The sequence below is a fragment of the Kitasatospora sp. MMS16-BH015 genome (assembly GCF_002943525.1).
Lineage (GTDB): Bacteria > Actinomycetota > Actinomycetes > Streptomycetales > Streptomycetaceae > Kitasatospora.
In genome coordinates, this window is sequence record NZ_CP025394.1 from 7,721,655 (window position 1) to 7,742,706 (window position 21,052).

At 73.1% G+C, this 21,052-nt stretch carries 18 protein-coding genes; 12 read left to right on the forward strand and 6 right to left on the reverse strand.

Annotated elements, in window-relative coordinates; all coding sequences use genetic code 11:
• Positions 1-9 precede the first annotated feature (9 nt).
• On the reverse strand, positions 10-498 hold the full coding sequence (locus tag CFP65_RS33150; RefSeq protein ID WP_158702481.1) for a hypothetical protein: 489 nt from the start codon (positions 496-498) through the stop codon (positions 10-12).
• Positions 499-797: 299 nt separating this feature from the next.
• On the opposite strand from CFP65_RS33150, the gene hpnC reads away from it, so the two are divergent.
• The 9 genes from hpnC (at position 798) to CFP65_RS33195 (ending at position 12,447) form a co-directional block, all read left to right on the forward strand.
• Positions 798-1,739 (forward strand): squalene synthase HpnC, encoded by a 942-nt coding sequence (gene hpnC / locus CFP65_RS33155; protein WP_104819641.1) that lies wholly within the window; start codon positions 798-800, stop codon positions 1,737-1,739.
• A gap of 41 nt (positions 1,740-1,780) precedes the next feature.
• Positions 1,781-2,638 carry a presqualene diphosphate synthase HpnD gene (gene hpnD / locus CFP65_RS33160; RefSeq protein ID WP_104819642.1) on the forward strand — a complete coding sequence of 286 codons (858 nt, stop codon included), beginning with the start codon at positions 1,781-1,783 and terminating at the stop codon, positions 2,636-2,638.
• Between the two features lie 102 nt (positions 2,639-2,740).
• Positions 2,741-4,153: a hydroxysqualene dehydroxylase HpnE gene (gene hpnE, locus CFP65_RS33165; RefSeq protein ID WP_104819643.1), complete on the forward strand. Its 1,413-nt coding sequence runs from the start codon at positions 2,741-2,743 to the stop codon at positions 4,151-4,153.
• On the forward strand, positions 4,150-5,325 hold the full coding sequence (locus CFP65_RS33170) for a polyprenyl synthetase family protein (protein ID WP_104821302.1): 1,176 nt from the start codon (positions 4,150-4,152) through the stop codon (positions 5,323-5,325). The genes hpnE and CFP65_RS33170 overlap by 4 nt, the downstream gene beginning before the upstream one ends.
• A gap of 7 nt (positions 5,326-5,332) precedes the next feature.
• The gene (shc, locus tag CFP65_RS33175; RefSeq protein WP_371682488.1) at positions 5,333-7,375 is read left to right on the forward strand and encodes a squalene--hopene cyclase; all 2,043 of its coding nucleotides are present in this window, start codon (positions 5,333-5,335) and stop codon (positions 7,373-7,375) included.
• On the forward strand, positions 7,372-8,028 hold the full coding sequence (locus tag CFP65_RS33180; RefSeq protein WP_104819645.1) for a 1-hydroxy-2-methyl-2-butenyl 4-diphosphate reductase: 657 nt from the start codon (positions 7,372-7,374) through the stop codon (positions 8,026-8,028). The genes shc and CFP65_RS33180 overlap by 4 nt, the downstream gene beginning before the upstream one ends.
• 2 nt (positions 8,029-8,030) lie before the next feature.
• A complete protein-coding gene (gene hpnH / locus CFP65_RS33185; protein WP_104819646.1) occupies positions 8,031-9,044 on the forward strand; it encodes an adenosyl-hopene transferase HpnH in 1,014 nt (337 codons plus the stop codon).
• Between the two features lie 105 nt (positions 9,045-9,149).
• Positions 9,150-11,066, forward strand: a complete 1,917-nt coding sequence (dxs, locus tag CFP65_RS33190; RefSeq protein WP_104819647.1) for a 1-deoxy-D-xylulose-5-phosphate synthase — start codon at positions 9,150-9,152, stop codon at positions 11,064-11,066.
• Entirely contained in the window at positions 11,059-12,447 is a 1,389-nt protein-coding gene (locus CFP65_RS33195; protein WP_104819648.1) for an aspartate aminotransferase family protein, read from the forward strand. Before dxs ends, CFP65_RS33195 begins: the two co-directional genes overlap by 8 nt.
• Here CFP65_RS33195 and CFP65_RS33200 read toward each other — a convergent pair.
• From CFP65_RS33200 to fabG, 4 genes are all read right to left on the reverse strand, one after another.
• On the reverse strand, positions 12,444-12,716 hold the full coding sequence (locus tag CFP65_RS33200; RefSeq protein WP_104819649.1) for a DUF6343 family protein: 273 nt from the start codon (positions 12,714-12,716) through the stop codon (positions 12,444-12,446). The genes CFP65_RS33195 and CFP65_RS33200 overlap by 4 nt on opposite strands.
• A 9-nt stretch (positions 12,717-12,725) precedes the next feature.
• Positions 12,726-13,451: a phosphatase PAP2 family protein gene (locus tag CFP65_RS33205; RefSeq protein ID WP_371682489.1), complete on the reverse strand. Its 726-nt coding sequence runs from the start codon at positions 13,449-13,451 to the stop codon at positions 12,726-12,728.
• A gap of 153 nt (positions 13,452-13,604) precedes the next feature.
• A complete protein-coding gene (locus CFP65_RS33210; RefSeq protein WP_104819650.1) occupies positions 13,605-13,796 on the reverse strand; it encodes a hypothetical protein in 192 nt (63 codons plus the stop codon).
• A 240-nt stretch (positions 13,797-14,036) separates the two neighbouring features.
• On the reverse strand, positions 14,037-14,819 hold the full coding sequence (gene fabG / locus CFP65_RS33215; protein ID WP_104819651.1) for a 3-oxoacyl-ACP reductase FabG: 783 nt from the start codon (positions 14,817-14,819) through the stop codon (positions 14,037-14,039).
• A 482-nt stretch (positions 14,820-15,301) separates the two neighbouring features.
• Here fabG and CFP65_RS39395 point away from each other — a divergent pair, with 482 nt between their 5' ends.
• Positions 15,302-16,126 (forward strand): MarR family winged helix-turn-helix transcriptional regulator, encoded by an 825-nt coding sequence (locus CFP65_RS39395; RefSeq protein ID WP_254552699.1) that lies wholly within the window; start codon positions 15,302-15,304, stop codon positions 16,124-16,126.
• A 153-nt stretch (positions 16,127-16,279) separates the two neighbouring features.
• Here CFP65_RS39395 and CFP65_RS33225 read toward each other — a convergent pair whose 3' ends face one another.
• Entirely contained in the window at positions 16,280-17,134 is an 855-nt protein-coding gene (locus CFP65_RS33225) for an aldo/keto reductase (RefSeq protein ID WP_104819652.1), read from the reverse strand.
• A 350-nt stretch (positions 17,135-17,484) separates the two neighbouring features.
• On the opposite strand from CFP65_RS33225, the gene CFP65_RS33230 reads away from it, so the two are divergent.
• Both CFP65_RS33230 and CFP65_RS33235 read left to right on the forward strand, forming a co-directional pair.
• Complete coding sequence (locus tag CFP65_RS33230; protein ID WP_104819653.1) at positions 17,485-19,269, forward strand: ABC transporter ATP-binding protein; 1,785 nt, start codon at positions 17,485-17,487, stop codon at positions 19,267-19,269.
• 35 nt (positions 19,270-19,304) lie between these two features.
• Entirely contained in the window at positions 19,305-21,032 is a 1,728-nt protein-coding gene (locus CFP65_RS33235; protein ID WP_104821304.1) for an ABC transporter ATP-binding protein, read from the forward strand.
• The last annotated feature ends 20 nt before the right edge of the window (positions 21,033-21,052 follow it).

The following is a 21,052-nucleotide window of genomic DNA, read 5'->3' on the forward strand; positions in this document are numbered from 1 at the left end:
CCGCTCGGATTAGCGGCACTCGTGCACTGTGCCCTGCAGGTTGTTGTACGTTCCGGAGTCCCAGATGGGAGTGCCCGACGGCGTGTAGATCACCAGATTGCCGTCGTCCTGCACGGCGACGCGGCCCTCTGCGGCGGAGGAGTCCCCCCAGATGCACTCGAGCTGGTGGCCGTACCAAGGGTGAGAGAACAACTTGATGTACCCCTCGTGCGAGAAGCTCAGGAGGTCGGGTGTCCACCCGTTGCCCTGGTAGGTGCCGGTGGCCCACATGGCGTGGTTGTCGCTGATGCGGTAGAGCACCAGGTTGCCGTCGCACTGGAATGAGAGGCGGACCGTGCTGGAAGAAGTCGACCAGCCGCACTTCTCGTCGGGAGTGGAGAGAAGGAGGGGAATTGATTGCGTAGCGGCGGATGCGCTCGGGCTCACACCCAGAACGGTGGCGAGCGCGGAGGCGACGCATGCTGCGGTAACGGAAAGGCGCTTGACCATGCGATTCACGTGCGGATCTCCAGAATTTCTAGACGATGGCCGTGGTGAAGTGGTGCGTCAGTTCGTGTGTAAAGACTATGAAGGTCGAAGATCATCCGCAACAGAATTTTTGAATATGGGCATATGGAGCGATTGCCACGCAAGAGTAAAGACGTGATTCTTGTGGCTGATTGCCTGGCAATGCCGCGCTTGTCCGTTTGACCGGCCCGGGGTGCGTCATGGGAGGCTCGCCGAGACGGGCTGGCAATCGGAAGCGTGTCCGAGGTGGCCACCGTGCCCGAGCGGTGTAGAACGGGGGAGTGACGGCAGTGGCGGCTTCGGCCAAATCAGACAATCAGACGGACGGCACCGGGTCGACGCTGAGCAAGGCGGACCTGGAGAACTTCCCGGTGGCGCCCGGCTTCCTGCCCGCCGCCTGGCGCACCGACCTGATGGCCGTCTACGGCTTCGCCCGGCTGGTCGACGACACCGGGGACGGCGACCTCGCCGACCCGGCGGGGACGGCCCGGCTGCTGGGCGTCACTCCGGCGGAGCAGCCCGACGAGACGGTCTTCAGACTGGCCATGCTGGACGGTCTGGAGCGCGACCTGGACCGGGCCTTCGAGGCGGCCCTGCCGGGAGCCGCGGGGGAGCCGCCCCGGCACCCGCTGCTGCGGGCCCTCGTCCCGCTGGTGCGCCGGCACGAGGTGGAGCCCGAGCCGTTCCGCCGGCTGATCGAGGCCAACCGGGTCGACCAGGTGGCCGACCGCTACCCCACGTACCAGGACCTGCTCGAGTACTGCACCCTCTCCGCCGACCCGGTCGGCCGGCTGGTGCTGGCGCTGGCGGGGGTGAGCACCCCCGAGCGGATCGCGCTCTCCGACGCCGTCTGCACCGCGCTGCAGATCGTCGAGCACCTCCAGGACGTGGCCGAGGACCTGGCCCGCGGGCGGATCTACCTGCCCGGCGAGGACCTGGAGAAGTTCGGCGTCACCGAGGCGATGCTGGCCGAGCCCACGGCTGGTCCGCAGGTCCGGGCGCTGGTCGCGTTCGAGGTCGAACGAGCGCGCACCCTGCTCGATCGCGGCGCACCACTGGTCGGTACGGTTCGGGGAAGGCTCCGACTGCTCCTCGCGGGTTTCACCGCGGGCGGGTACGCGGCCCTGGCGGCGATCGAGACCGCCGGGTACGACGTGCTGGCGACGCAGGCGAAGCCGGACAAGCGCCGCCTCGCAGTGAAGGCGGCGACACTCTTCGCGAAGGGAAGGTGAACGCCCGCGTGGCGGCATCACCACTGGCCTCGGCTCAGGTCATGGCGGCGTACCGGTACTGCGAGGCGGTCACCGCCCTCCAGGCCCGGAACTTCAGCTACGGCATCCGCCTCCTCCCGGAGGCCAAGCGGCTCGGCATGTCGGCGCTCTACGCCCTGGCCCGCCGGGTCGACGACATCGGCGACGGCGACCTCCCGGAGGACCGCAAGGCCGAGCAGCTGCTGCGCACCCGCGAGCTGCTCGACGAGGTGCGCAAGGGCGAGGTGAGCGAGGAGGACACCGACCCGATCAAGGTGGCCCTGGCCGACGCCGCCCGGCGCTTCCCGATCCCGCTGGACGGCTTCGACGAGCTGATCGACGGGGTCGAGATGGACCTCAAGGGCGTCGAGTACCGCACCTACGAGGAGCTCAAGGTCTACTGCCGGTGCGTGGCCGGCGCGATCGGGCGGCTCTCGCTCGGCGTCTACGGCTGCGCCGACCCGGTGAAGGGCGCCGAGTACGCCGACACCCTGGGCCTGGCCCTGCAGCTCACCAACATCCTGCGCGACCTGCGCGAGGACGCGCTCAACGGCCGCACCTACCTGCCGACCGAGGACCTGGTCCGGTTCGGCTGCCAGCAGGGCTTCGCGTTGGACCGCCCGGCGGCCGGCGCGGACTTCACCGGGCTGATCGCCTTCGAGGCCGCGCGGGCCCAGGAGTGCTTCGAGGAGGGACTCAAGCTCCTCCCCCTGCTCGACCGCCGGAGCCGGGCCTGCACGGCCGCGATGGCGGGCATCTACCACCGCCTGCTCGGCCGGATCGCCGCCGACCCGGAGTCGGTTCTGCGCGGTAGGGTCTCGTTGCCCGGTTGGGAGAAGGCATACGTGGCACTGGCTGGGCTCGCCGGAGGGCGTTCTTGATTCTTCGGCCAGTTCTGTCACGCTGTGTCAGCAAGAATGTACCCAAGGGTGGACACGTGGTGTCCATGAGCCGAGAGCGACACCAGGGGAGGGGGAGAAGTCATGACGTCACGGCCTGACACCACCCCCACCGCCGTGGTCGTCGGCGGCGGCCTGGCCGGCCTCACGGCGGCCCTGCGCCTCGCCGAGGCCGGGCAGCGGGTGACCCTGCTGGAGAGCAGGCCCAGGCTGGGCGGCCTGGCCTTCTCCTTCCGCCGCGGCGAGCTGACCGTGGACAACGGCCAGCACGTCTACCTGCGGTGCTGCACCGCCTACCGCGGTCTGCTCGACCGGCTGGGGGCCGCCGGGCTCACCGAGATCCAGCCCCGGCTGGACGTCCCGGTGCTGGCCGTCTCGCCCGACGGCAGCCGCCGCACGCTCGGTCGCCTGCGTCGCGCAGAGCTACCGGTGCCGCTGCACCTGGCCGCCAGTCTGGCCCGCTACCCCCACCTCTCCACGGCCGACCGGCTGCGCGTGGTGCGGGCCGCACTGGCTCTGCAGGGCCTCGACCTGACGGAGTCGGGCCTGGATCGAATGTCATTTTCCGAGTGGTTGGGCCGCCACGGACAGACCCCGCAGACCCTCGCGGCCCTCTGGGACCTGGTCGGTGTGGCGACCCTCAACGCCACCGCCGAGCAGACCTCGCTCGCGCTCGCCGCGATGGTCTTCAAGACCGGTCTGCTCTCCGACCCCGGCGCCTCCGACATCGGCATCGCCAGCCGCCCGCTGGGCGAGCTGCACCACGACAAGGCGCTGGCCGAGCTGGAGCGGGCCGGGGTGCGGGTGCTGCTGCGCGCCAAGGCCACCGAGCTCAAGACCGGCGAGGGCCGGCACGACGTGCGGCTGGAGGGCGGGGAGCTGCTCAGCGCCGACACCGTGGTGCTGGCCGGCGCCCAGGAGTCGGCCGCCGCGCTGCTGCCCGCCGGGGCCGTGGAGCAGCGGATCGACCTGCTGGGCCACGCGCCGATCCTCAACGTGCACGTGGTCTACGACCGGCAGCTGCTGCGCCGCCCGTTCTTCGCGGCGCTCGGCTCGCCGGTGCAGTGGGTCTTCGACCGCACCGCGCACTCCGGCCTGGCCGCGAGCGGCATCGGCGAGCGGCACCCGGGCGCGCAGTACCTCGCGCTCTCGCAGTCGGCCGTGCAGGAGGAGATCGACCTGCCGGTGGCCGAGCTGCGCCGCCGCTACCTGCCCGAGCTGGAGCGCCTGCTGCCGGCCGCCAGGGGCGCCGAGGTGCTCGACTTCTTCGTCACCCGGGAGCGCACGGCCACCTTCGCGCCCGCCCCGGGCACGGCGGCGCTGCGCCCCGGCGCGCGCACCAGCGTGCCCGGCCTGCTGCTGGCCGGCGCGTGGACGGCCACCGGCTGGCCCGCCACGATGGAGAGCGCCGTGCGCAGCGGGCACGCCGCCGCCGACGCCGCCCTGGCGGGCGGCCGGCTGCCCACCGACCGGGGTGACGGCAGGTGGCCGCGATGACGGGCGCCACCGACCTCACCACCACCGCATCAGCCCCGGCGCGCGCCGCGCGCCGGGCCCCTCACGGACAGGGAGCACCCGTGGAGCCTCGTACGGGCACGGCCGCCAGAGCTGCGACACCGCTCAAGGAGGTGCCGTCGGTCCCCGAGCTGCTGGCGCAGGCCCGCGCGCTCTGTACCCCGGCGCTGCGCTCGGCCGTGGCCCGGCTGGCCGCGCCGATGGACACCGTGGGCGCCTACCACTTCGGCTGGATCGACCGGGACGGCAACCCCGTCGCCGGGGACGGCGGCAAGGCGGTGCGCCCGGCGCTCGCGCTGCTGTCGGCCCGGGCGGCCGGGGCCTCCTTCGAGGCCGGGGTGCCCGGCGGGGTCTCGGTCGAGCTGGTGCACAACTTCAGCCTGCTCCATGATGATCTGATGGACGGTGACGAGACCCGGCGGCACCGGGCCACCGCCTGGACGGTCTTCGGCCCCGCGCAGGCCATCCTGGTCGGCGACGCGCTGGCCACGCTGGGCACCGAGGTGCTGCTGGACGCGGCCGTGACCGGCGGGGCCACCGCCACAGACGCGGCCCGCGCCGTGCGGCTGATCACCACCGCGACCCGCAAGCTCATCGACGGCCAGGCGATGGACGTGGCCTTCGAGCAGCGCGACACCGTCACGGTCGAGGAGTGCCTGACCATGGAGGGCGGCAAGACCGGCGCCCTGCTGGCCGCCGCCGCCGCGATCGGCGCGGTGCTCGCCGGGGCCGACGACCGCGTCTCGGACGCGCTCCAGCGCTACGGTCACCACCTGGGCCTGGCCTTCCAGGCCGTGGACGACCTGCTCGGCATCTGGGGCGCCACCGAGGTGACGGGCAAGCCGCACTGGGGCGACCTGCGCCAGCGCAAGAAGTCGCTGCCGGTCGCCGCCGCGCTCGCCGAGGGCGGGGCCGCCTCCCGCACCCTGGCCGAGCAGCTGGCCGACCCGCGCGGCCGGGGGGAGGAGAGCGAGCCGCAGCTCGCCGCCCGGGCCGCCCTGATCGAGCAGGCCGGCGGCCGCGCCTGGACCCAGGACGAGGCCCGCCGCCAGCACAAGACCGCCCTCGCCGCCCTGGACGAGGTGCCGATGTCCGACGAGGTGCGCGAGCACTTCGTCGCACTCGCCGAATTCGTGGTGGTACGAGAGAGGTGAATGCACGTTGACAGCAACCGCGGACGGCCGGCTCGACCCTGAGTACGATTCCGAGCCGGTCGCGGTGACCGAACGACCGTCAGTCATGGGGAATCTGAACGGTCGTCACAGCACAGTGGGGCACGCCGCCCTGCCATCGGACGGGGCGACCACCCCCGCCGAGGCACTGGCCCGGGCCACCAGCCACCTGCTCTCCCTCCAGCACGCGGAGGGATGGTGGAAGGGTGACCTGGAGACCAACGTCACGATGGACGCCGAGGACCTGTTACTGCGGCAGTTCCTCGGAATCCGTACGGCGGAGGAGACCGCCGCGAGTGCCGCCTGGATCCGCTCCCAGCAGCGGGCCGACGGCACCTGGGCCACCTTCCACGAGGGCCCGCCGGAGCTCTCCGCCACCGTCGAGGCCTATGTCGCGCTCAAGCTCGCGGGGGACGACCCGCAGGAGCCGCACATGGCCGCCGCCGCCGCGTACGTGCGGGCGGCCGGGGGGATCGCCGCCACCCGGGTGTTCACCCGGATCTGGTTGGCGCTGTTCGGCTGGTGGCCGTGGGAGCGGCTGCCGGAGATGCCGCCGGAGGTGATGTTCCTCCCGCGGTGGCTGCCGCTGAACATCTACGCCTTCGGCTGCTGGGCCCGGCAGACCATCGTGCCGCTCACCGTGGTCTCGGCGCACCGCCCGGTGCGCCCGGGCCCGTTCGAGCTCACCGAGCTGCACACCGACCCGGCGGATCCCTTCCCGGAGCGGCCGCTCTCGCCGGCCGCCAGCTGGGACGGGCTGTTCGAGCGGCTCGACAAGCTGCTGCACGCCTACCACCACGTGGCCGCCCGGCCGTTGCGCCGGCTGGCCCTGGCCAAGGCCGGCCGGTGGATCGTGGAGCGCCAGGAGGCGGACGGCTGCTGGGGCGGGATCCAGCCCCCGGCGGTCTACTCGCTGATCGCCCTGCACCTGCTGGGCTACGAGCTGGACCACCCGGTGATGAAGGCGGGCCTGGCCTCCTTCGACAAGTTCACCGTGCACACCGAGGACGGCCGCCGCTGGATGGAGGCCTGCCAGTCGCCGGTCTGGGACACCTGCCTGGCCACCATCGCGCTGCGCGACGCCGGCCTGCCGGCCGACCACCCGGCGCTGGTGACCTCGGTGGGCTGGATGCTGGACGAGGAGATCACCATCCCGGGGGACTGGTCCGTGCGGCGGCCCTCGCTCACCCCGGGCGGCTGGGCCTTCGAGTTCGAGAACGACAACTACCCGGACGTCGACGACACCGCCGAGGTGGTGCTCGCCCTGCGCCGCGTCACCCATCCGGAGCAAGCCAGGCTGGACGGCGCGGTGAGCCGCGCGGTCGAGTGGGGCCTGGGGATGCAGTCGCGCAACGGGGCCTGGGGGGCCTTCGACGTCGACAACACCAGCACGCTGCCGAACAAGCTGCCGTTCTGCGACTTCGGCGAGGTGGTCGACCCGCCCTCGGCGGACGTCACCGCGCACATGGTGGAGATGCTGGCCGAGGTCGGCCTGGCCGAGGACCCGCGCACCCGGCGGGGCATCGCCTGGCTGCTGGCCAACCAGGAGGCCGACGGCTCCTGGTTCGGCCGCTGGGGGACGAACTACATCTACGGCACCGGTTCGGTGCTGCCCGCCCTGGTGGCGGCGAAGCTGCCCACCGACCACCCGGCGATCCGCCGGGCCGTGGGCTGGCTGGAGAGCCGGCAGAACGCCGACGGCGGCTGGGGCGAGGACATGCGCTCCTACGCCGACCCCGAGCAGTGGTCCGGCCGGGGGGCCTCCACCGCCTCGCAGACCGCCTGGGCGCTGATGGCGCTGATGGCGGCCGGCGAGGGGATGGCGGGGGCGCGCAGCGAAGCGGTCGAGCGGGGGGTGCGGTGGCTGGTCGACACCCAGCTGCCCTCCGGCACCTGGGACGAGCCGCAGTTCACCGGCACCGGGTTCCCCTGGGACTTCTCGATCAACTACCACCTCTACCGGCTGGTGTTCCCGGTCACCGCGCTCGGCCGGTACCTGCACCAGACCCCGCTGGGCGGTGGGCGGCGGTGACTCGTGCACCCCTGCTCGTGCTCTGCGCGCTGGCGCCCGAGGTCTGGGCGCTGCGCGGCGGGGACTGGACGGGCGCCGCGGGGGCACCCGTGCTGGCCCGCACCGGGATGGGCCCGGCCCGGGCCCGGGCCCGGGCGGCCGGGCTGCTCGCCTCCGGGCGGTACGGCGCCCTGGCGGTGGCGGGCTTCGGCGCCGCCGTCGGCCCGGGCTGCTCGCCCGGGGACGTGATCGTCGCCGACCGCGTCCAGGACGGCCGGGGGGCCGCCCACCCGCTCGCCTCGGCCGCACCACTGGCCGGGGCGCTGCGGGAGCGCGGTCTGACCGCGCACATCGGACCGCACCACACCGCCGACCACGTGGTCCGCGGCCTGGAGCGGCGGGCCCTGCACGCGCAGGGCGCGCTGGCCGTGGACATGGAGGCCGCCGCCGTACTGGCGGCCCACGCCGAGCTCCGCCCCGACCTCCCCGTGGCCGTGCTGCGGGTGGTCGTCGACACGCCCGAGCGCGAGCTGCTGCGCCCGGGCACCCTGCCCGCCGGTCTCCGGGCCTGGCGGGCCCTGCGCGCCGCAGTACCGGCGCTCACCGCCTGGCACCGTTTCGCGGCTTCCGCCACCGAATCCCTGCCCTCGACGCTCCCACAGGAGGCGAGCTAACCATGGCCATGCCGCTACGCCAGTCCATCCGCGTCAGCACCTACTTGATGCAGCAGAAGCTCATGAAGCGGGACAAGTTCCCGCTGATCGTCGAGCTCGAACCGCTCTTCGCCTGCAACCTCGCCTGCGAGGGCTGCGGCAAGATCCAGCACCCGGCCGGCGTGCTCAAGCAGCGCATGCCGGTGGCCCAGGCCGTCGGCGCCGTGCTCGAATCCGGCGCCCCGATGGTCTCCATCGCCGGCGGCGAGCCGCTGATGCACCCGCAGATCGACGAGATCGTCCGCCAGCTGGTGGCCCGCCGCAAGTACGTCTTCCTCTGCACCAACGCGCTGCTGCTGCGCAAGAAGCTGGACAAGTTCACCCCCTCGCCGTACCTGACCTTCACCGTGCACATCGACGGCCTGAAGGAGCGGCACGACGCCTCGGTGGCCAAGGAGGGCACCTTCGACGAGGCGGTGGCCGCGATCCGCGAGGCCAAGCGCCGCGGCTTCCGGGTGACCACCAACTCCACCTTCTTCAACACCGACACCCCGCAGACCATCATCGAGGTGCTCGACTACCTCAACGACGAGCTCAAGGTCGACGAGATGATGATCTCCCCTGCCTACGCCTACGAGAAGGCGCCCGACCAGGAGCACTTCCTCGGGGTCGAGCAGACCAGGGAGCTCTTCCGGAAGGCCTTCGCCGGGGGCAACCGCCGCCGCTGGCGGCTCAACCACAGCCCGCTCTTCCTGGACTTCCTGGAGGGCCGGATCGACTTCGAGTGCACCGCCTGGGGCATCCCGAACTACTCGCTGTTCGGCTGGCAGCGGCCCTGCTACCTGATGTCCGACGGCTACGTGCCGACCTACCGCGAGCTGATCGAGAAGACCGACTGGTCCAAGTACGGCCGCGGCAAGGACCCGCGCTGCGCCAACTGCATGGCCCACTGTGGCTACGAGCCGACGGCCGTGCTGGCCACCATGGGCTCGCTCAAGGAGTCGATCCGGGCCGCCCGGGAGACCCTCGGGGCGTAGCGGTCCTCACCCGCACCACGGCACAGCCCAGCGTGTGGGCAGGCGCGCCCGCCGCGTCGGCCGCACGCTGGGATCCGGACCGTCCACGACCCGCGAGGTGAACCCATGTCACGCCCGCCCCTCCTGCTCGGCATCCACGGCCCGGCCGACCTCCGGGCGGTCGCCCCCGCCGACCTCCCGGTGCTGGCCGAGGAGATCCGGGACTTCCTGATCGACGCGGTGACCCGCACCGGCGGGCACCTCGGCCCCAACCTGGGCGTGGTCGAGCTGACCATCGCCCTGCACCGAGTGTTCGACTCACCCACCGACCGGATCCTCTGGGACACCGGCCACCAGTCCTACGTGCACAAGCTCCTCACCGGCCGTCACGACTTCTCGCGGCTGCGGGCCAAGGGCGGACTCTCCGGCTACCCCTCCCGGGAGGAGTCGGAGCACGACGTGATCGAGAACTCGCACGCCTCCACCGTGCTCGGCTACGCCGACGGCCTGGCCAAGGCCCACCAGCTGCTCGAGCGCCCCGACCGGCACACCGTCGCGGTGATCGGCGACGGCGCGCTCACCGGCGGGCTGGCCTGGGAGGCGTTGAACAACATCGCCGACGCCAAGGACCGCCCGCTGGTCATCGTGGTCAACGACAACGAGCGCTCCTACGCCAAGACCGTCGGCGGCCTGGCCCACCACCTCGCCACCCTGCGCACCACCAAGGGGTACGAGCGGTTCCTGGCGCTGGGCAAGGGCGCGCTCCAGCGCACCCCGGTGGTCGGCCAGCCGATCTTCGAGGCGCTGCACGGCGCCAAGAAGGGCTTCAAGGACGCCTTCGCCCCCCAGGGCCTGTTCGAGGACCTGGGCCTGAAGTACCTCGGCCCGATCGACGGCCACGACCTGGGCGCGGTGGAGCAGGCGCTGCGGCAGGCCCGGGGCTTCGGCGGGCCGGTCATCGTGCACTGCCTGACCGTCAAGGGCCGCGGCTACCGCCCGGCCGAGCTGGACGAGGCCGACCGGTTCCACGCCGTCAACGCGATGGACCCGTACACCTGCCTGCCGGTCAGCCCCGCCTGCGGCACCTCCTGGACCTCGGTGTTCGGCAAGGAACTGGTGCGGCTCGGCGCCGAGCGCCAGGACCTGGTGGCGATCACCGCCGCCATGCTCCAGCCGGTGGGCCTGGCCCCCTTCGCCGCCGCCTACCCCGAGCGCACCTTCGACGTGGGCATCGCCGAGCAGCACGCCGTCACCAGCGCGGCCGGCCTGGCCACCGCCGGGCTGCACCCCGTGGTCGCGGTCTACGCCACCTTCCTCAACCGCGCCTTCGACCAGGTGCTGATGGACGTGGCCCTGCACAAGCTGGGCGTCACCTTCGTACTCGACCGCGCGGGCATCACCGGCAACGACGGCGCCTCGCACAACGGCATGTGGGACATGTCGATCCTGCAGGTCGTCCCGGGCCTCAGGCTGGCCGCCCCGCGCGACGCCGAGCAGCTGCGCGAGCAGCTGGGCGAGGCCGTGCGGGTCGAGGACGCGCCCACCGTGCTGCGCTTCCCCAAGGGCGAGACCGGCCCGGCCGTGCCGGCCGTGGAGCGGATCGGCGGGGTGGACGTGCTCCAGCGCACCGGGCCCGACCCGGACATCCTGCTGGTGGCCGTCGGCGCGCTGGCCCCGGCCTGCCTGGACGCCGCCGCGCTGCTGCTGGCCGACGGCTTCACCACCACCGTGGTCGACCCGCGCTGGGTCAAGCCGGTGCCCGAGGCCCTGGTCGAGCTGGCCGCCCGGCACCGCCTGGTGGTCACCGTGGAGGACAACGGCCGGGTCGGCGGCGTCGGCTGCGCCGTCGCCCAGGCCCTGCGCGACGCCGAGGTGGACGTGCCGCTGCGCGACCTCGGCATCCCGCAGGAGTTCCTGGCCCACGCCTCCCGGGGCGAAATCATGGAGGAGGCCGGCCTCACCGGCACCGGCGTGGCCGCCCAGGCCGCCGCCTTCGCCAAGCACCTGCTACCGATCCGAGGAGCGAACCCGCACCATGCCTGAGCCAGGTCTCGACCTCGCCGCCCTGCTCGCCGAACGCGGCGCCGAGCGTTACGAGCTGCACGCCAAGTACCTCAACCCGCAGCTGCCCCGGATGCTGCACACCATCGGCTTCGACAAGACGTACGAGCGCGCCGAGGGCCCGTACTTCTACGACTCCGAGGGCCAGGAGTACCTGGACATGCTGGCCGGCTTCGGCATCTTCGCCCTCGGCCGGCACCACCCGGCGGTGCGCTCGGCCGTCCAGCAGGTGATGGACCTCGACCTGCCCGACCTCACCCGCTTCGACTGCGCCCCGCTGCCCGGGCTGCTGGCCGAGGCCCTGCTCGCCGAGGCCCCCGGCCTGGACCGGGTCTTCTTCGGCAACAGCGGCACCGAGGCCGTGGAGACGGCGCTGAAGTTCGCCCGCTGCGCCACCGGCCGCCCGCGGGTGCTCTACTGCGACCACGCCTTCCACGGCCTGACGGCCGGCGCGCTCTCGGTCAACGGCGAGGGCGGCTTCCGCAAGGGCTTCGAGCCGCTGCTGCCGGACACCGCGATCCCGCTCGGCGACCTGGGCGCGCTCGCCCGCGAGCTGCGCAAGGGGGACGTGGCCGCGCTGATCGTCGAGCCGATCCAGGGCAAGGGCGTGCACGCCCCGCCGCCCGGCTGGCTGCTCGCCGCCCAGCAGCTGCTGCACGAGCACAAGGCGCTGCTGATCTGCGACGAGGTGCAGACCGGCGTCGGCCGCACCGGCGACTTCTTCGCCTACCAGCACGAGGAGGGCGTGCTGCCCGACCTGGTCTGCGCGGCCAAAGCGCTCTCCGGCGGCTACGTGCCGATCGGCGCCACCCTCGGCAAGAGCTGGATCTTCGAGAAGGTCTACTCCTCGATGGACCGCGTGCTGGTGCACTCGGCCAGCTTCGGCTCCAACGCCCAGGCGATGGCGGCCGGGCTCGCCACCCTGCACGTGATGCGCGAGGAGAAGGTGGTCGAGAACGCCCGCCGGGTCGGCGACCTGTTCCGGGCCCGGCTGAGCGAGCTGATCGACAGGTACGAGCTGCTCGCCGAGGTGCGCGGACGCGGGCTGATGATCGGCATCGAGTTCGGCCGCCCCAAGTCGCTCAAGCTGCGCACCGGGTGGACGGCGCTGCAGGCGGCCCGCAAGGGCCTGTTCGCGCAGATGGTGGTCGTGCCGCTGCTCCAGCGGCACCGGATCCTCACCCAGGTCTCCGGCGACCACCTGGAGGTGATCAAGCTGATCCCGCCGCTGATCATCACCGAGCGCGAGGTGGACCGCTTCGTCGAGGCGTTCACCGACGTGATGGACGACGCCCACCGGGGCAGCGGCCTGATGTGGGACTTCGGCCGCACCCTGGTCAAGCAGGCGGTCAGCAGCCGCTAGAGCTCGGTCCGCCGGCGGCGGACGACCACGACCAGGTCGGCCGCCGCCAGCAGGGTCAGCACTCCGCAGGCCACCGCGAAGACGGTCAGCGTGCCGTCGGTGGGCACCGAGCGGCCGTCGGAGTGCGCCGTCCAGAGGGCGAAGCCGGCGGTGCAGAGCGCGAAGAACGGGGTGAAGACCACCGAGAGCAGGAAGCGCAGCCTGAGGTCGCTGCGCGCGGTCACCGGCTCGGTGCCGCTGCGCCACTCCCGGGGCGTCTTCGCACTCACCCTTCCAGACTAGGGCGCCGGCGGGCGCCAGAGGGCGATGATCCGGCGGTCCAGCTCGGCCACCGTGGGCTCCACCAGGGGCAGGGCGAGCAGCACCAGGGCGCCCGCCGCCCAGCCGGCCAGCACGTCCGAGATCCAGTGGGTGCCCAGGTAGACCGTGGTCAGGCCGATCGAGACGGCGGTGAGCCCGGCCAGCACGGTGCCCAGGCGGCGCCAGCGGACGGCCAGGTAGGCCAGCACGCCCCAGGTGACCACCGCGTTGGCGGTGTGGCCGGAGGGGAAGATGGTGCCCCCGGAGAAGAGCTCGGGCGAGCCGATGTAGTGCGCGTAGTGCGGGCCGAGCCGCCCGGTGACGATCTTGACCGCGCCCACCGTGACGTTGAGCAGCAGCAGGGCCGCGCCCATCACCAGCAGCGGCCGCACCGTCCGGGCCCGCCAGCAGCGCCAGCCGAGCCAGGCGCAGGCCACGATCGCCGAGGGCCCGCGCTGGCCGGCCACGATCCAGACGTTGAGGAAGGGCTGCACCTCGGGCCACTGCTTGTAGGGCCGCAGCTGCTTGAGCGCCCAGTCGAGGTCGACCAGTCTGGTGTCGCAGACCACCGCGACCACCACCAGCAGGTAGACCAGCCCCGTCAGGCCGAAGAGCAGCGCGTGCCGCTTGCTCATCGGCGGCCAGTCGCCGGTGTCGCTCGCCGCCGGTCTGGGGGAGTCGGTGGATGGGGTCTGCACTCGCACGGAGCCGACACTACCGGGTGAACCCGGAGTAAACGGTCACCCCGCAGAGTGATCACGAACAGGCGCGCAAAGGGGCGCGAGCTCGAAGCGCTCGCGCCCCCGTGGGGGATTCTGTGGGGTCCTGGGGAGAGTTGGGGCCGCCCGGCCCGCCGGTCAGGGCAGCAGGCGCTCGACGGCCGCCGCGCCCTGCTCCTCCAGCTGCTGCTTGGCCTTCGCGAGGAGCGCGGGCGTCGGGGTGCGTCCCGAGGCCATCACCAGGTCCTCCGGGTCCACCGGGTGCTCGGCACCGGTGTGCAGCAGGTGGTCCGGCGTGGGCTTGGAATCGACGTCACTGGTCTCGCTCATCGGTGCCTCCCGGGGTCGAGCGCCGCCCGGGCCCACCCGGGCGGTCGCCGCGTCTGCCGTGCGGCAGACCTCCGCACCCCGAGTCTCCCCCCACCCCGCCCGGCCCGCATCGCGAGCGGGCGCGGTGGGGGAGGGGGGATGCCGCCGGTCCTCTCCTTATATATAGGAGAGGTAAAAGAAGCCGGTCGGCCGGTTTTGCCGGGCGCCGCTCGGTATGGATGCGGAGCGCCGTTGGGGCGACTAGTCGAGCGGCCCGCCGGCCACGTAGATCACCTGGCCGGAGACGAATCCGGCGGCCTCGGCGGCGAGGAAGGAAATCGTGTTGGCGATGTCGGCCGGAGTGCCGACCCGGCCGACCGGGATCTGGGTGGCGGCCGCCGCCATGAAGTCGTCGAACTCCATGCCGACCCGGGCCGCGGTGGCGGCCGTCATGTCGGTGGCGATGAAGCCGGGGGCCACCGCGTTGGCGGTGACGCCGAACTTGCCGAGCTCGATCGCCAGGGTCTTGGTGAAGCCCTGGAGGCCGGCCTTGGCGGCCGAGTAGTTGACCTGGCCGCGGTTGCCCTGGGCCGAGGAGGAGGAGAGGTTGACGATCCGGCCGAACTTGGCGTCGACCATGTACTTCTGGACCGCCCGGGTCATCAGGAACGCACCCCGCAGGTGAACGTTCATGACCGTGTCCCAATCAGACTCGGACATCTTGAAGAGCAGGTTGTCCCGGAGCACCCCGGCGTTGTTGACCAGGACGACCGGGGCGCCCAGCTCGGCGGCGATCCGCTCGACGGCGGCGGCCACCTGCTCGGCGTCGGAGACGTCGGCGCCGACGGCCAGGGCCCGGCCGCCCGCCGCGAGGATCCGCTCGGCGGTCTCCTTGGCCGACTCCTCGGTCAGGTCCAGGACGGCGACGGCGTACCCGTCGGCGGCGAGCCGCTCGGCGGTCGCGGCGCCGATGCCGCGGGCGGCACCGGTGACGACGGCGACCCGGGCGGCGCTGTGCTGGGAGGGGACGGACTGCTCGGTCATGCTCGTACTCGTCTCTCTCGGTCGGGTGACGGGTACAGGTCGCCCCGCAGGACGGGCCTGACCCGGATGGGTGGTGGTGAGAGCGCTGCGGCGGCAACCCTACCGGCGGGTAGGGTTCCGAACCAGAGGGCAGAGTCGCAGGTGACAGAGGGTGAGGGCAGTTCGCGGGCGTCCGTAGGTCGCGGAACTGGTCGTGATCGCGACAGGTTGTGGAAATATGCCAACTTCAACGAACAGCCGTCCACTATTGGCCCCCGCCTGCCAGTACGGGCCGACCGTTTGTATAGTGTGCGCCAGCAGCCACCGGCTGCACGGCTGGCGCGCTTACCTTCACAGCAGGACGCTCACTCGCCGTTACTGCCCCGCCCGGGTGTCCCACACACACCGGGTGTGACATCGGGACGGATTTCATGGTGCTGGGGGAGATCCCGACGACCCGTGTGCCCGGTCGACTTCAGCAGTCGCCCGGTCACCTCATCCGCGTGGCCCAGCAGGTACACACCCGCTTGTGGTCCGAACATGTAGGTACCGAACTGACCGCTCCGCAGTTCGCCGTGCTCCTGGTGCTCGCTCTCGAACCCGGCGCTGACCAGCGCACGGTGGGCGAGCGCGCGTCCCTGGACAAGGCGACCATGGCGGAGATGGTCGCCAGGCTGGTCCGACGCGGTCTGGTGCTCCGGCGCCGCGACCCCGCCGACGGCCGGCGCAAGTTGCTGGCCCTCTCGCAGAACGGTGCACAGGCCGTCCGCGAGGCGACCGGCGGAGTGGTCCGCGTGCAGCGGACGCTCTTCGAGCCGCTGACCCAGGACGAGCAGCAGGAGCTCGTCCGGGTGATGGCGAAAATAGCCAGACTGGAGCCCGGGGCGGTCGCCATGGTGACCGACTCCCGTCCGGTGCTGGACGCCCAGCGGGCGATCGGCTACCTGATCCGGGTGGCCCAGCAAGTCCACACCAAGCTCTGGTCCGACAAGGTCGGCTGCGACCTGACGGCTCCTCAGTACGCGGTGCTGGACGCGCTGGAGACCGAGCCCGGGGCCGATCAGCGCACCGTCGGCGAGCTCGCCTCGCTCGACAAGGCGACGATGGCGGAGATGGTCAGCCGCCTCGTCCGACGCGGTCTGGTGCTGCGTCGGCGCGACCCCTCGGACGGACGGCGCAACCTGCTCTCGCTCTCGCCGGCCGGACAGGAACTCCTGCACCGGTCGACCGCGGGAGTCCGCGAGGTGCAGGAACTGCTGCTCGCCCCGCTCGAGCCGCACGAGCACGAGACCGCGCTCGCGCTGCTCGCCAAGGCAGCCAGGCTGTAGCCGAACTGCTTGTACCATCGCAGGAACGATTTACCGGACGGGCGTAGGTGCTGAACGCCTGGCCAACGCAAGAGGGGTCGCACTGCCGGCCGGGCACGAAGGGTGTGCCCGGCCGGTGTGCGGCCCCTCTTGTCGTCGCTACGCCGCCACGGGCTAGTTCCAGTCGAAGCCCTGCGGGTCCGGGCCGATCCGCTCGCCGGTGGCGAGGCCGGCCAGGGCCGACAGGTCCGCCTCGTCGAGCTCGAAGCCGAGCACGTCGATGTTCTCCCGGATGCGGGAGGGGGTGACGGACTTCGGGATGGCGATCACGCCGCGCTGGAGGTGCCAGCGGAGCACCACCTGGGCGGGGGTGCGGCCGTGCTTCTCGGCCACCTGCACCAGGGCCGGCTCACCGAGCAGGGTCTTGCCCTGGCCGAGCGGGCTCCAGGCCTCGGTCGCGATGCCGTGCTCGGCGTGGTACGCCCGCAGCTCGTCCTGCGGGAAGTACGGGTGCAGCTCGACCTGGTTGAGCACCGGCACCAGGCCGGACTGCTCGCGCAGCGCGTCGAGCTGGGCCGGGCCGAAGTTGGAGACGCCGACCGCGCGGGCGCGCCCGTCGGCCGCCAGCTTCTCGAAGGCGCTCCAGATGTTGCCGAAGCTGCCGTGCATCGGGCGCGGCCAGTGGATCAGGTACAGGTCGACGTAGTCGAGGCCGAGCTTGGCCAGCGAGGCGTCGAACTCGCGCAGCACCGCGTCCTGGCCCTGCGGGCCGGACCAGTCCTTGGTGCCCGAGTTCCACAGCTTGGTGGTGATGTACAGCTCCTCGCGGGGGACGCCCGCGGTGGCGATGCCCCGGCCGGTGCCGGTCTCGTTCTCGTAGATGGCGGCGGTGTCGATGCTGCGGTAGCCCGCCTCGATGGCGGTACGCACGGCGGCCTCGGCCGCGTCGTCCTCGACCTGCCAGACGCCGAAGCCGAGCTGCGGGATCCGGGTGCCGTTGTTGAGGGTGATGCTGGGAATCGTGCTCACGAGAAAGGGAAACCCTCCGGATTGTCCTGATGGTGCCGCTGGGGAGTAACCGGCCTCGGTGGGGCGTTGTTCCCGGCTCGCTGGAATTGGCCCGCACGTGTCGAACGATCGGCATTCCCGGGCTGCGCCCGGAAAACCTGTTGCGTGCGTCACGTGCCGCCCGGCAGGCTCGGACTCCCAGTAATCGGCACACCGTGACCCCCGGGCCCGGCCGGTCCATCGCAGAGCCCAGGTGGCGTCGCGAACATCCCTCGCGTTTCCGAGGGAGAGGCCCCGGAGATCCGCCTTCCTCGCAAATCCGTGCGAGTGCATTCCGCCTTGCTCACTCCTCATGCTCATGACGGAGCGTCATGCCGCTCACCTCCCTCCCCCTGCCCGATCCCGGCCGCCCCGACCTGCGCGGCGCGCTGCCCTTCCTGCGCTGGCTCGGCCGCAGCCAGCGCCGCGGCCAGGTGCTGGCCACCTGTTGGTCGCTGCTCGAGCTCGGCGGCCAGGCCGCGCTGCCCGCCGCGCTCGGCCTCGGCATCCAGGCCGCCGTCGACCGGAGCCAGGCCGGCGTCTGGCGGGCCGCCGCCCTGGTGCTCGCCCTGGCGGTGCTCCAGTCGATCGGCGGGGTGCTCTGCCACCGCCAGGCGGTCTGGAACTGGATCACCGCCGCCGCCCAGACCAGACAGCTGCTCGCCCGGCAGGCCTCGCACCTGGGTGCCGGGCTGGTGCGCCGGATCGCCACCGGCGAGATCGTCGCGGTGGGCAGCGGGGACGTGGAGAAGATCGGCTGGTACGTGGAGCTGGTGGCCCGGCTGCGGGCCGCCGTGCTGGTCTGGCTGGGCGTCAGCGTGGTGGTGCTGGTGCGCCAGCCGCTGCTCGGCCTGGCCGTGCTGCTCGGCGTGCCGGTGCTGGCCGTCGCGGTCTGGCCGCTGCTGGGCCCGTTCGAGCGCCGGTACACCGAGCAGCGCGCGCTGGGCGGCAAGGCCGGGGCGCTGGCCGCCGACACGGTGGCCGGCCTGCGGGTGCTGCGCGGCATCGGCGGCGAGGAGCTCTTCCTGGCCCGGTACCGGGCCGCCTCCCAGCTGGTCCGGGGCGCCGCCGTGCGCAGCGCCCGGATCCAGTCCCTGCTGGAGGCCCAGCAGGTGCTGCTGCCCGGCCTGTTCGTCATCGGGGTCACCTGGTACGGCGTCGAACTCGCCCTCTCCGGCCGAGTCCAGGTCGGCGAGCTGGTCGCCGTCTACGGGGCGACGGCCTTCCTCGCCTCGCCGCTGCGGGTGATCGGCGAGGCGGCCCGGGCCTGGAGCGTCGCCCGGGTCTCGGCGGGGCGCGCGGTCCGGGTGCTCGCCCTCGACCGGGGCACCGCGGCGCCGGTCGAGGGCGCGGCGCTGCCGGCGGTGGAGGCGGCCGACCTGTACGACCCGGTGACCGGGCTGACCGTGCGGGCCGGGCGGCTGACGGCCGTGGTCTGCGGGGATCCGGACGCCGCCGGGGCGCTGGCCGCCCGGCTCGGCGGGCACGTGCCGCTCGCCGAGGGGGAGCGGGCCGAGCCCGGGGCGCGGCTGGGCGGGATGGCGCTGGACGCCGTACCGCTGGCCGAGGCCAGGGCGGCCGTACTGGTGCACGACAAGGAGCCGGTGCTGCTCTCCGGCACGCTGGCCGAGCTGTTCGAGGTGCCGGCCTCCGGGCGGGTGGCGGTGCCGGAGGCGGTGGCCGCCGCCCAGGCCGAGGACGTGCTGACCGCCCTGGCCGACGGCTCGCCCGAGTGCGGGGGAGACCCGCTGCGGGCTGTGGTCACCGAGCGCGGCCGCTCGCTCTCCGGCGGCCAGCGCCAGCGCCTGGCGCTGGCCCGGGCGCTGCTCGCCGACCCGCCGGTGCTGGTGCTCGACGAGCCCACCAGCGCCGTGGACGCCCACACCGAGGCCCGGGTGGCGGCCGGCCTCACCGCCCTGCGCAAGGGCCGCACCACGGTGGTGCTCGCCACCAGCCCGCTGCTGCTCGACCGGGCCGACACCGTCGCCCTGGTCCACCGGGGCCGGGTCGCCGCGACCGGCACCCACCGCGAGCTGCTGCGCAGTCATCAGGAGTACCGGGCCGTGGTCACCCGTGCGGACGACCGCCCGGCCGTCACCGTTCAGGAGGAGTCGTGAAGCCGCCGGTCGTACAGGAGAGCGGGCCCGCCACCATGCTGCCGGTGGGGTCGCCGGGGGCGGTGCGGGCGTACGTGCGGGAGCTCGGGCGGCGGCACCGGCGGGGGTTCGGGGCCGTGGTCGGGCTGCACACGGTGGCCACCCTGGCCGGGCTGGTCGGGCCGTGGGTGCTGGGCGCCCTGGTGCAGCGGCTCAGCACGGGAGGCCCGGTGGGGCTCGGGTGGGCCGTCGGCTGGTACCTGGTGGCGCTGGCCGCGCAGGCCGCCTTCACCGGGTGGTCGCGGCTGCGCGGCGGGGTGCTCGGCGAGGAGGTGCTGGCCGACCTGCGGGAGGACTTCCTGGTGCGCTCGGTGCAGCTGCCGCCCGGAGTGCTGGAGCGGGCCGGCACCGGCGACCTGGTCTCGCGCGGGACGACCGACATCGACCGGCTGGCCAAGTCCGTCCGGGAGGCGGTGCCCGAGCTCGCGGTGGCGGTGGTCTCGGTGGTCGTGGTCTTCGCCGCGCTGCTCTTCACCTCCCCCCTGCTGGGCCTCACCTCGCTGGCCGGGGTGCCCCTGCTGCTGGTCACCTCCCGCTGGTACTTCCGCCGGGCCCCGCAGTCCTACCGCGCCGAGGGCGCCGGCTACGCGGCGGTCAACACCGTGCTGGCCGAGACGGTGGACGCCGGGCGCACGGTGGAGGCGCTGCGCCTGGGCGAGCGCCGGGTGCGGCTGACGGACCGCAAGATCGGCGAGTGGGTGGCCTGGGAGCGGTACACCATGTGGCTGCGCACGGTCTGGTTCCCGAGCGTGGACGCCACCTACGCGCTGGCCGTGCTGGTCACCCTCACGGTCGGCGGCCTGGCCGCCGCCGCGGGCCGGCTGGGGGTCGGTGAGCTGACCGCCGGGGTGCTGTACGCGCAGGCGCTGGTGCACCCGGTGGACCGGATCCTGCGCTGGTACGACGAGATCCAGGTCGGCCAGGCCTCGCTGGCCCGGCTGGTGGGCGTGCGGGAGGTGGCGGCGGTCGAGACGGACGAGGAGGCCAGGCCGAGCGGGCGTCAGATGACGGCCGAGCAGGTCAGCTTCGGGTACCGCGAGGGCGCGGACGTGCTGCACGGGATCAGCCTGGCGGTGGCGCCGGGCAGCCGGGTGGCGCTGGTCGGGCCCTCGGGGGCGGGCAAGTCCACCCTCGGGCGGCTGCTCGCGGGCATCTACGCGCCGGGCCGGGGCAGCGTCACGCTCGGTGGGGCGGCGCTGGCCCGGATGCCCGCCGAGCGGGTGCGGGCCGAGGTGGCCCTGGTCAACCAGGAGCACCACGTCTTCGTCGGCACCCTGCGGGACAACCTGCGCCTCGCCCGGGCCGAGGCCTCCGACGCCGAGCTGCACGAGGCGCTGGCGGCGGTGGACGCCACCGGCTGGGTGGCCGCGCTGCCCGGCGGCCTGGACACCGAGGTGGGCTCGGGCGGCACCGCGCTGACGCCCCCGCAGGCCCAGCAGCTCGCGCTGGCCCGCCTGGTGCTGGCCGATCCGCACACCCTGGTGCTGGACGAGGCCACCTCGCTGCTCGACCCGCGCGCGGCCCGGCACCTGGAGCGTTCGCTGGCCCGGGTGCTGGCCGGCCGCACGGTGATCGCGATCGCGCACCGGCTGCACACCGCGCACGACGCGGACGTGATCGCGGTGGTCGAGGGCGGCCGGATCAGCGAGTACGGCAGCCACCCCGAGCTGGTGGCCGCCGCCGGGCCGTACGCGGCGCTCTGGCGCTCCTGGCGGGACGAGTAGTCCCTCGTGCGGGTGCAGGC

Coding starts and splice junctions, on each gene's coding strand:
- fabG (WP_104819651.1), bottom strand. CDS start 14,819: ATGACCGAGCAGTCCGTCCCCTCCCAGCACAGCGCCGCCCGGGTCGCC.
- hpnE (WP_104819643.1), top strand. CDS start 2,741: ATGACGTCACGGCCTGACACCACCCCCACCGCCGTGGTCGTCGGCGGC.
- dxs (WP_104819647.1), top strand. CDS start 9,150: ATGTCACGCCCGCCCCTCCTGCTCGGCATCCACGGCCCGGCCGACCTC.
- CFP65_RS33230 (WP_104819653.1), top strand. CDS start 17,485: ATGCCGCTCACCTCCCTCCCCCTGCCCGATCCCGGCCGCCCCGACCTG.
- hpnH (WP_104819646.1), top strand. CDS start 8,031: ATGGCCATGCCGCTACGCCAGTCCATCCGCGTCAGCACCTACTTGATG.
- CFP65_RS33170 (WP_104821302.1), top strand. CDS start 4,150: ATGACGGGCGCCACCGACCTCACCACCACCGCATCAGCCCCGGCGCGC.
- CFP65_RS33210 (WP_104819650.1), bottom strand. CDS start 13,796: ATGAGCGAGACCAGTGACGTCGATTCCAAGCCCACGCCGGACCACCTG.
- CFP65_RS33235 (WP_104821304.1), top strand. CDS start 19,305: ATGCTGCCGGTGGGGTCGCCGGGGGCGGTGCGGGCGTACGTGCGGGAG.
- CFP65_RS33195 (WP_104819648.1), top strand. CDS start 11,059: ATGCCTGAGCCAGGTCTCGACCTCGCCGCCCTGCTCGCCGAACGCGGC.
- hpnD (WP_104819642.1), top strand. CDS start 1,781: ATGGCGGCGTACCGGTACTGCGAGGCGGTCACCGCCCTCCAGGCCCGG.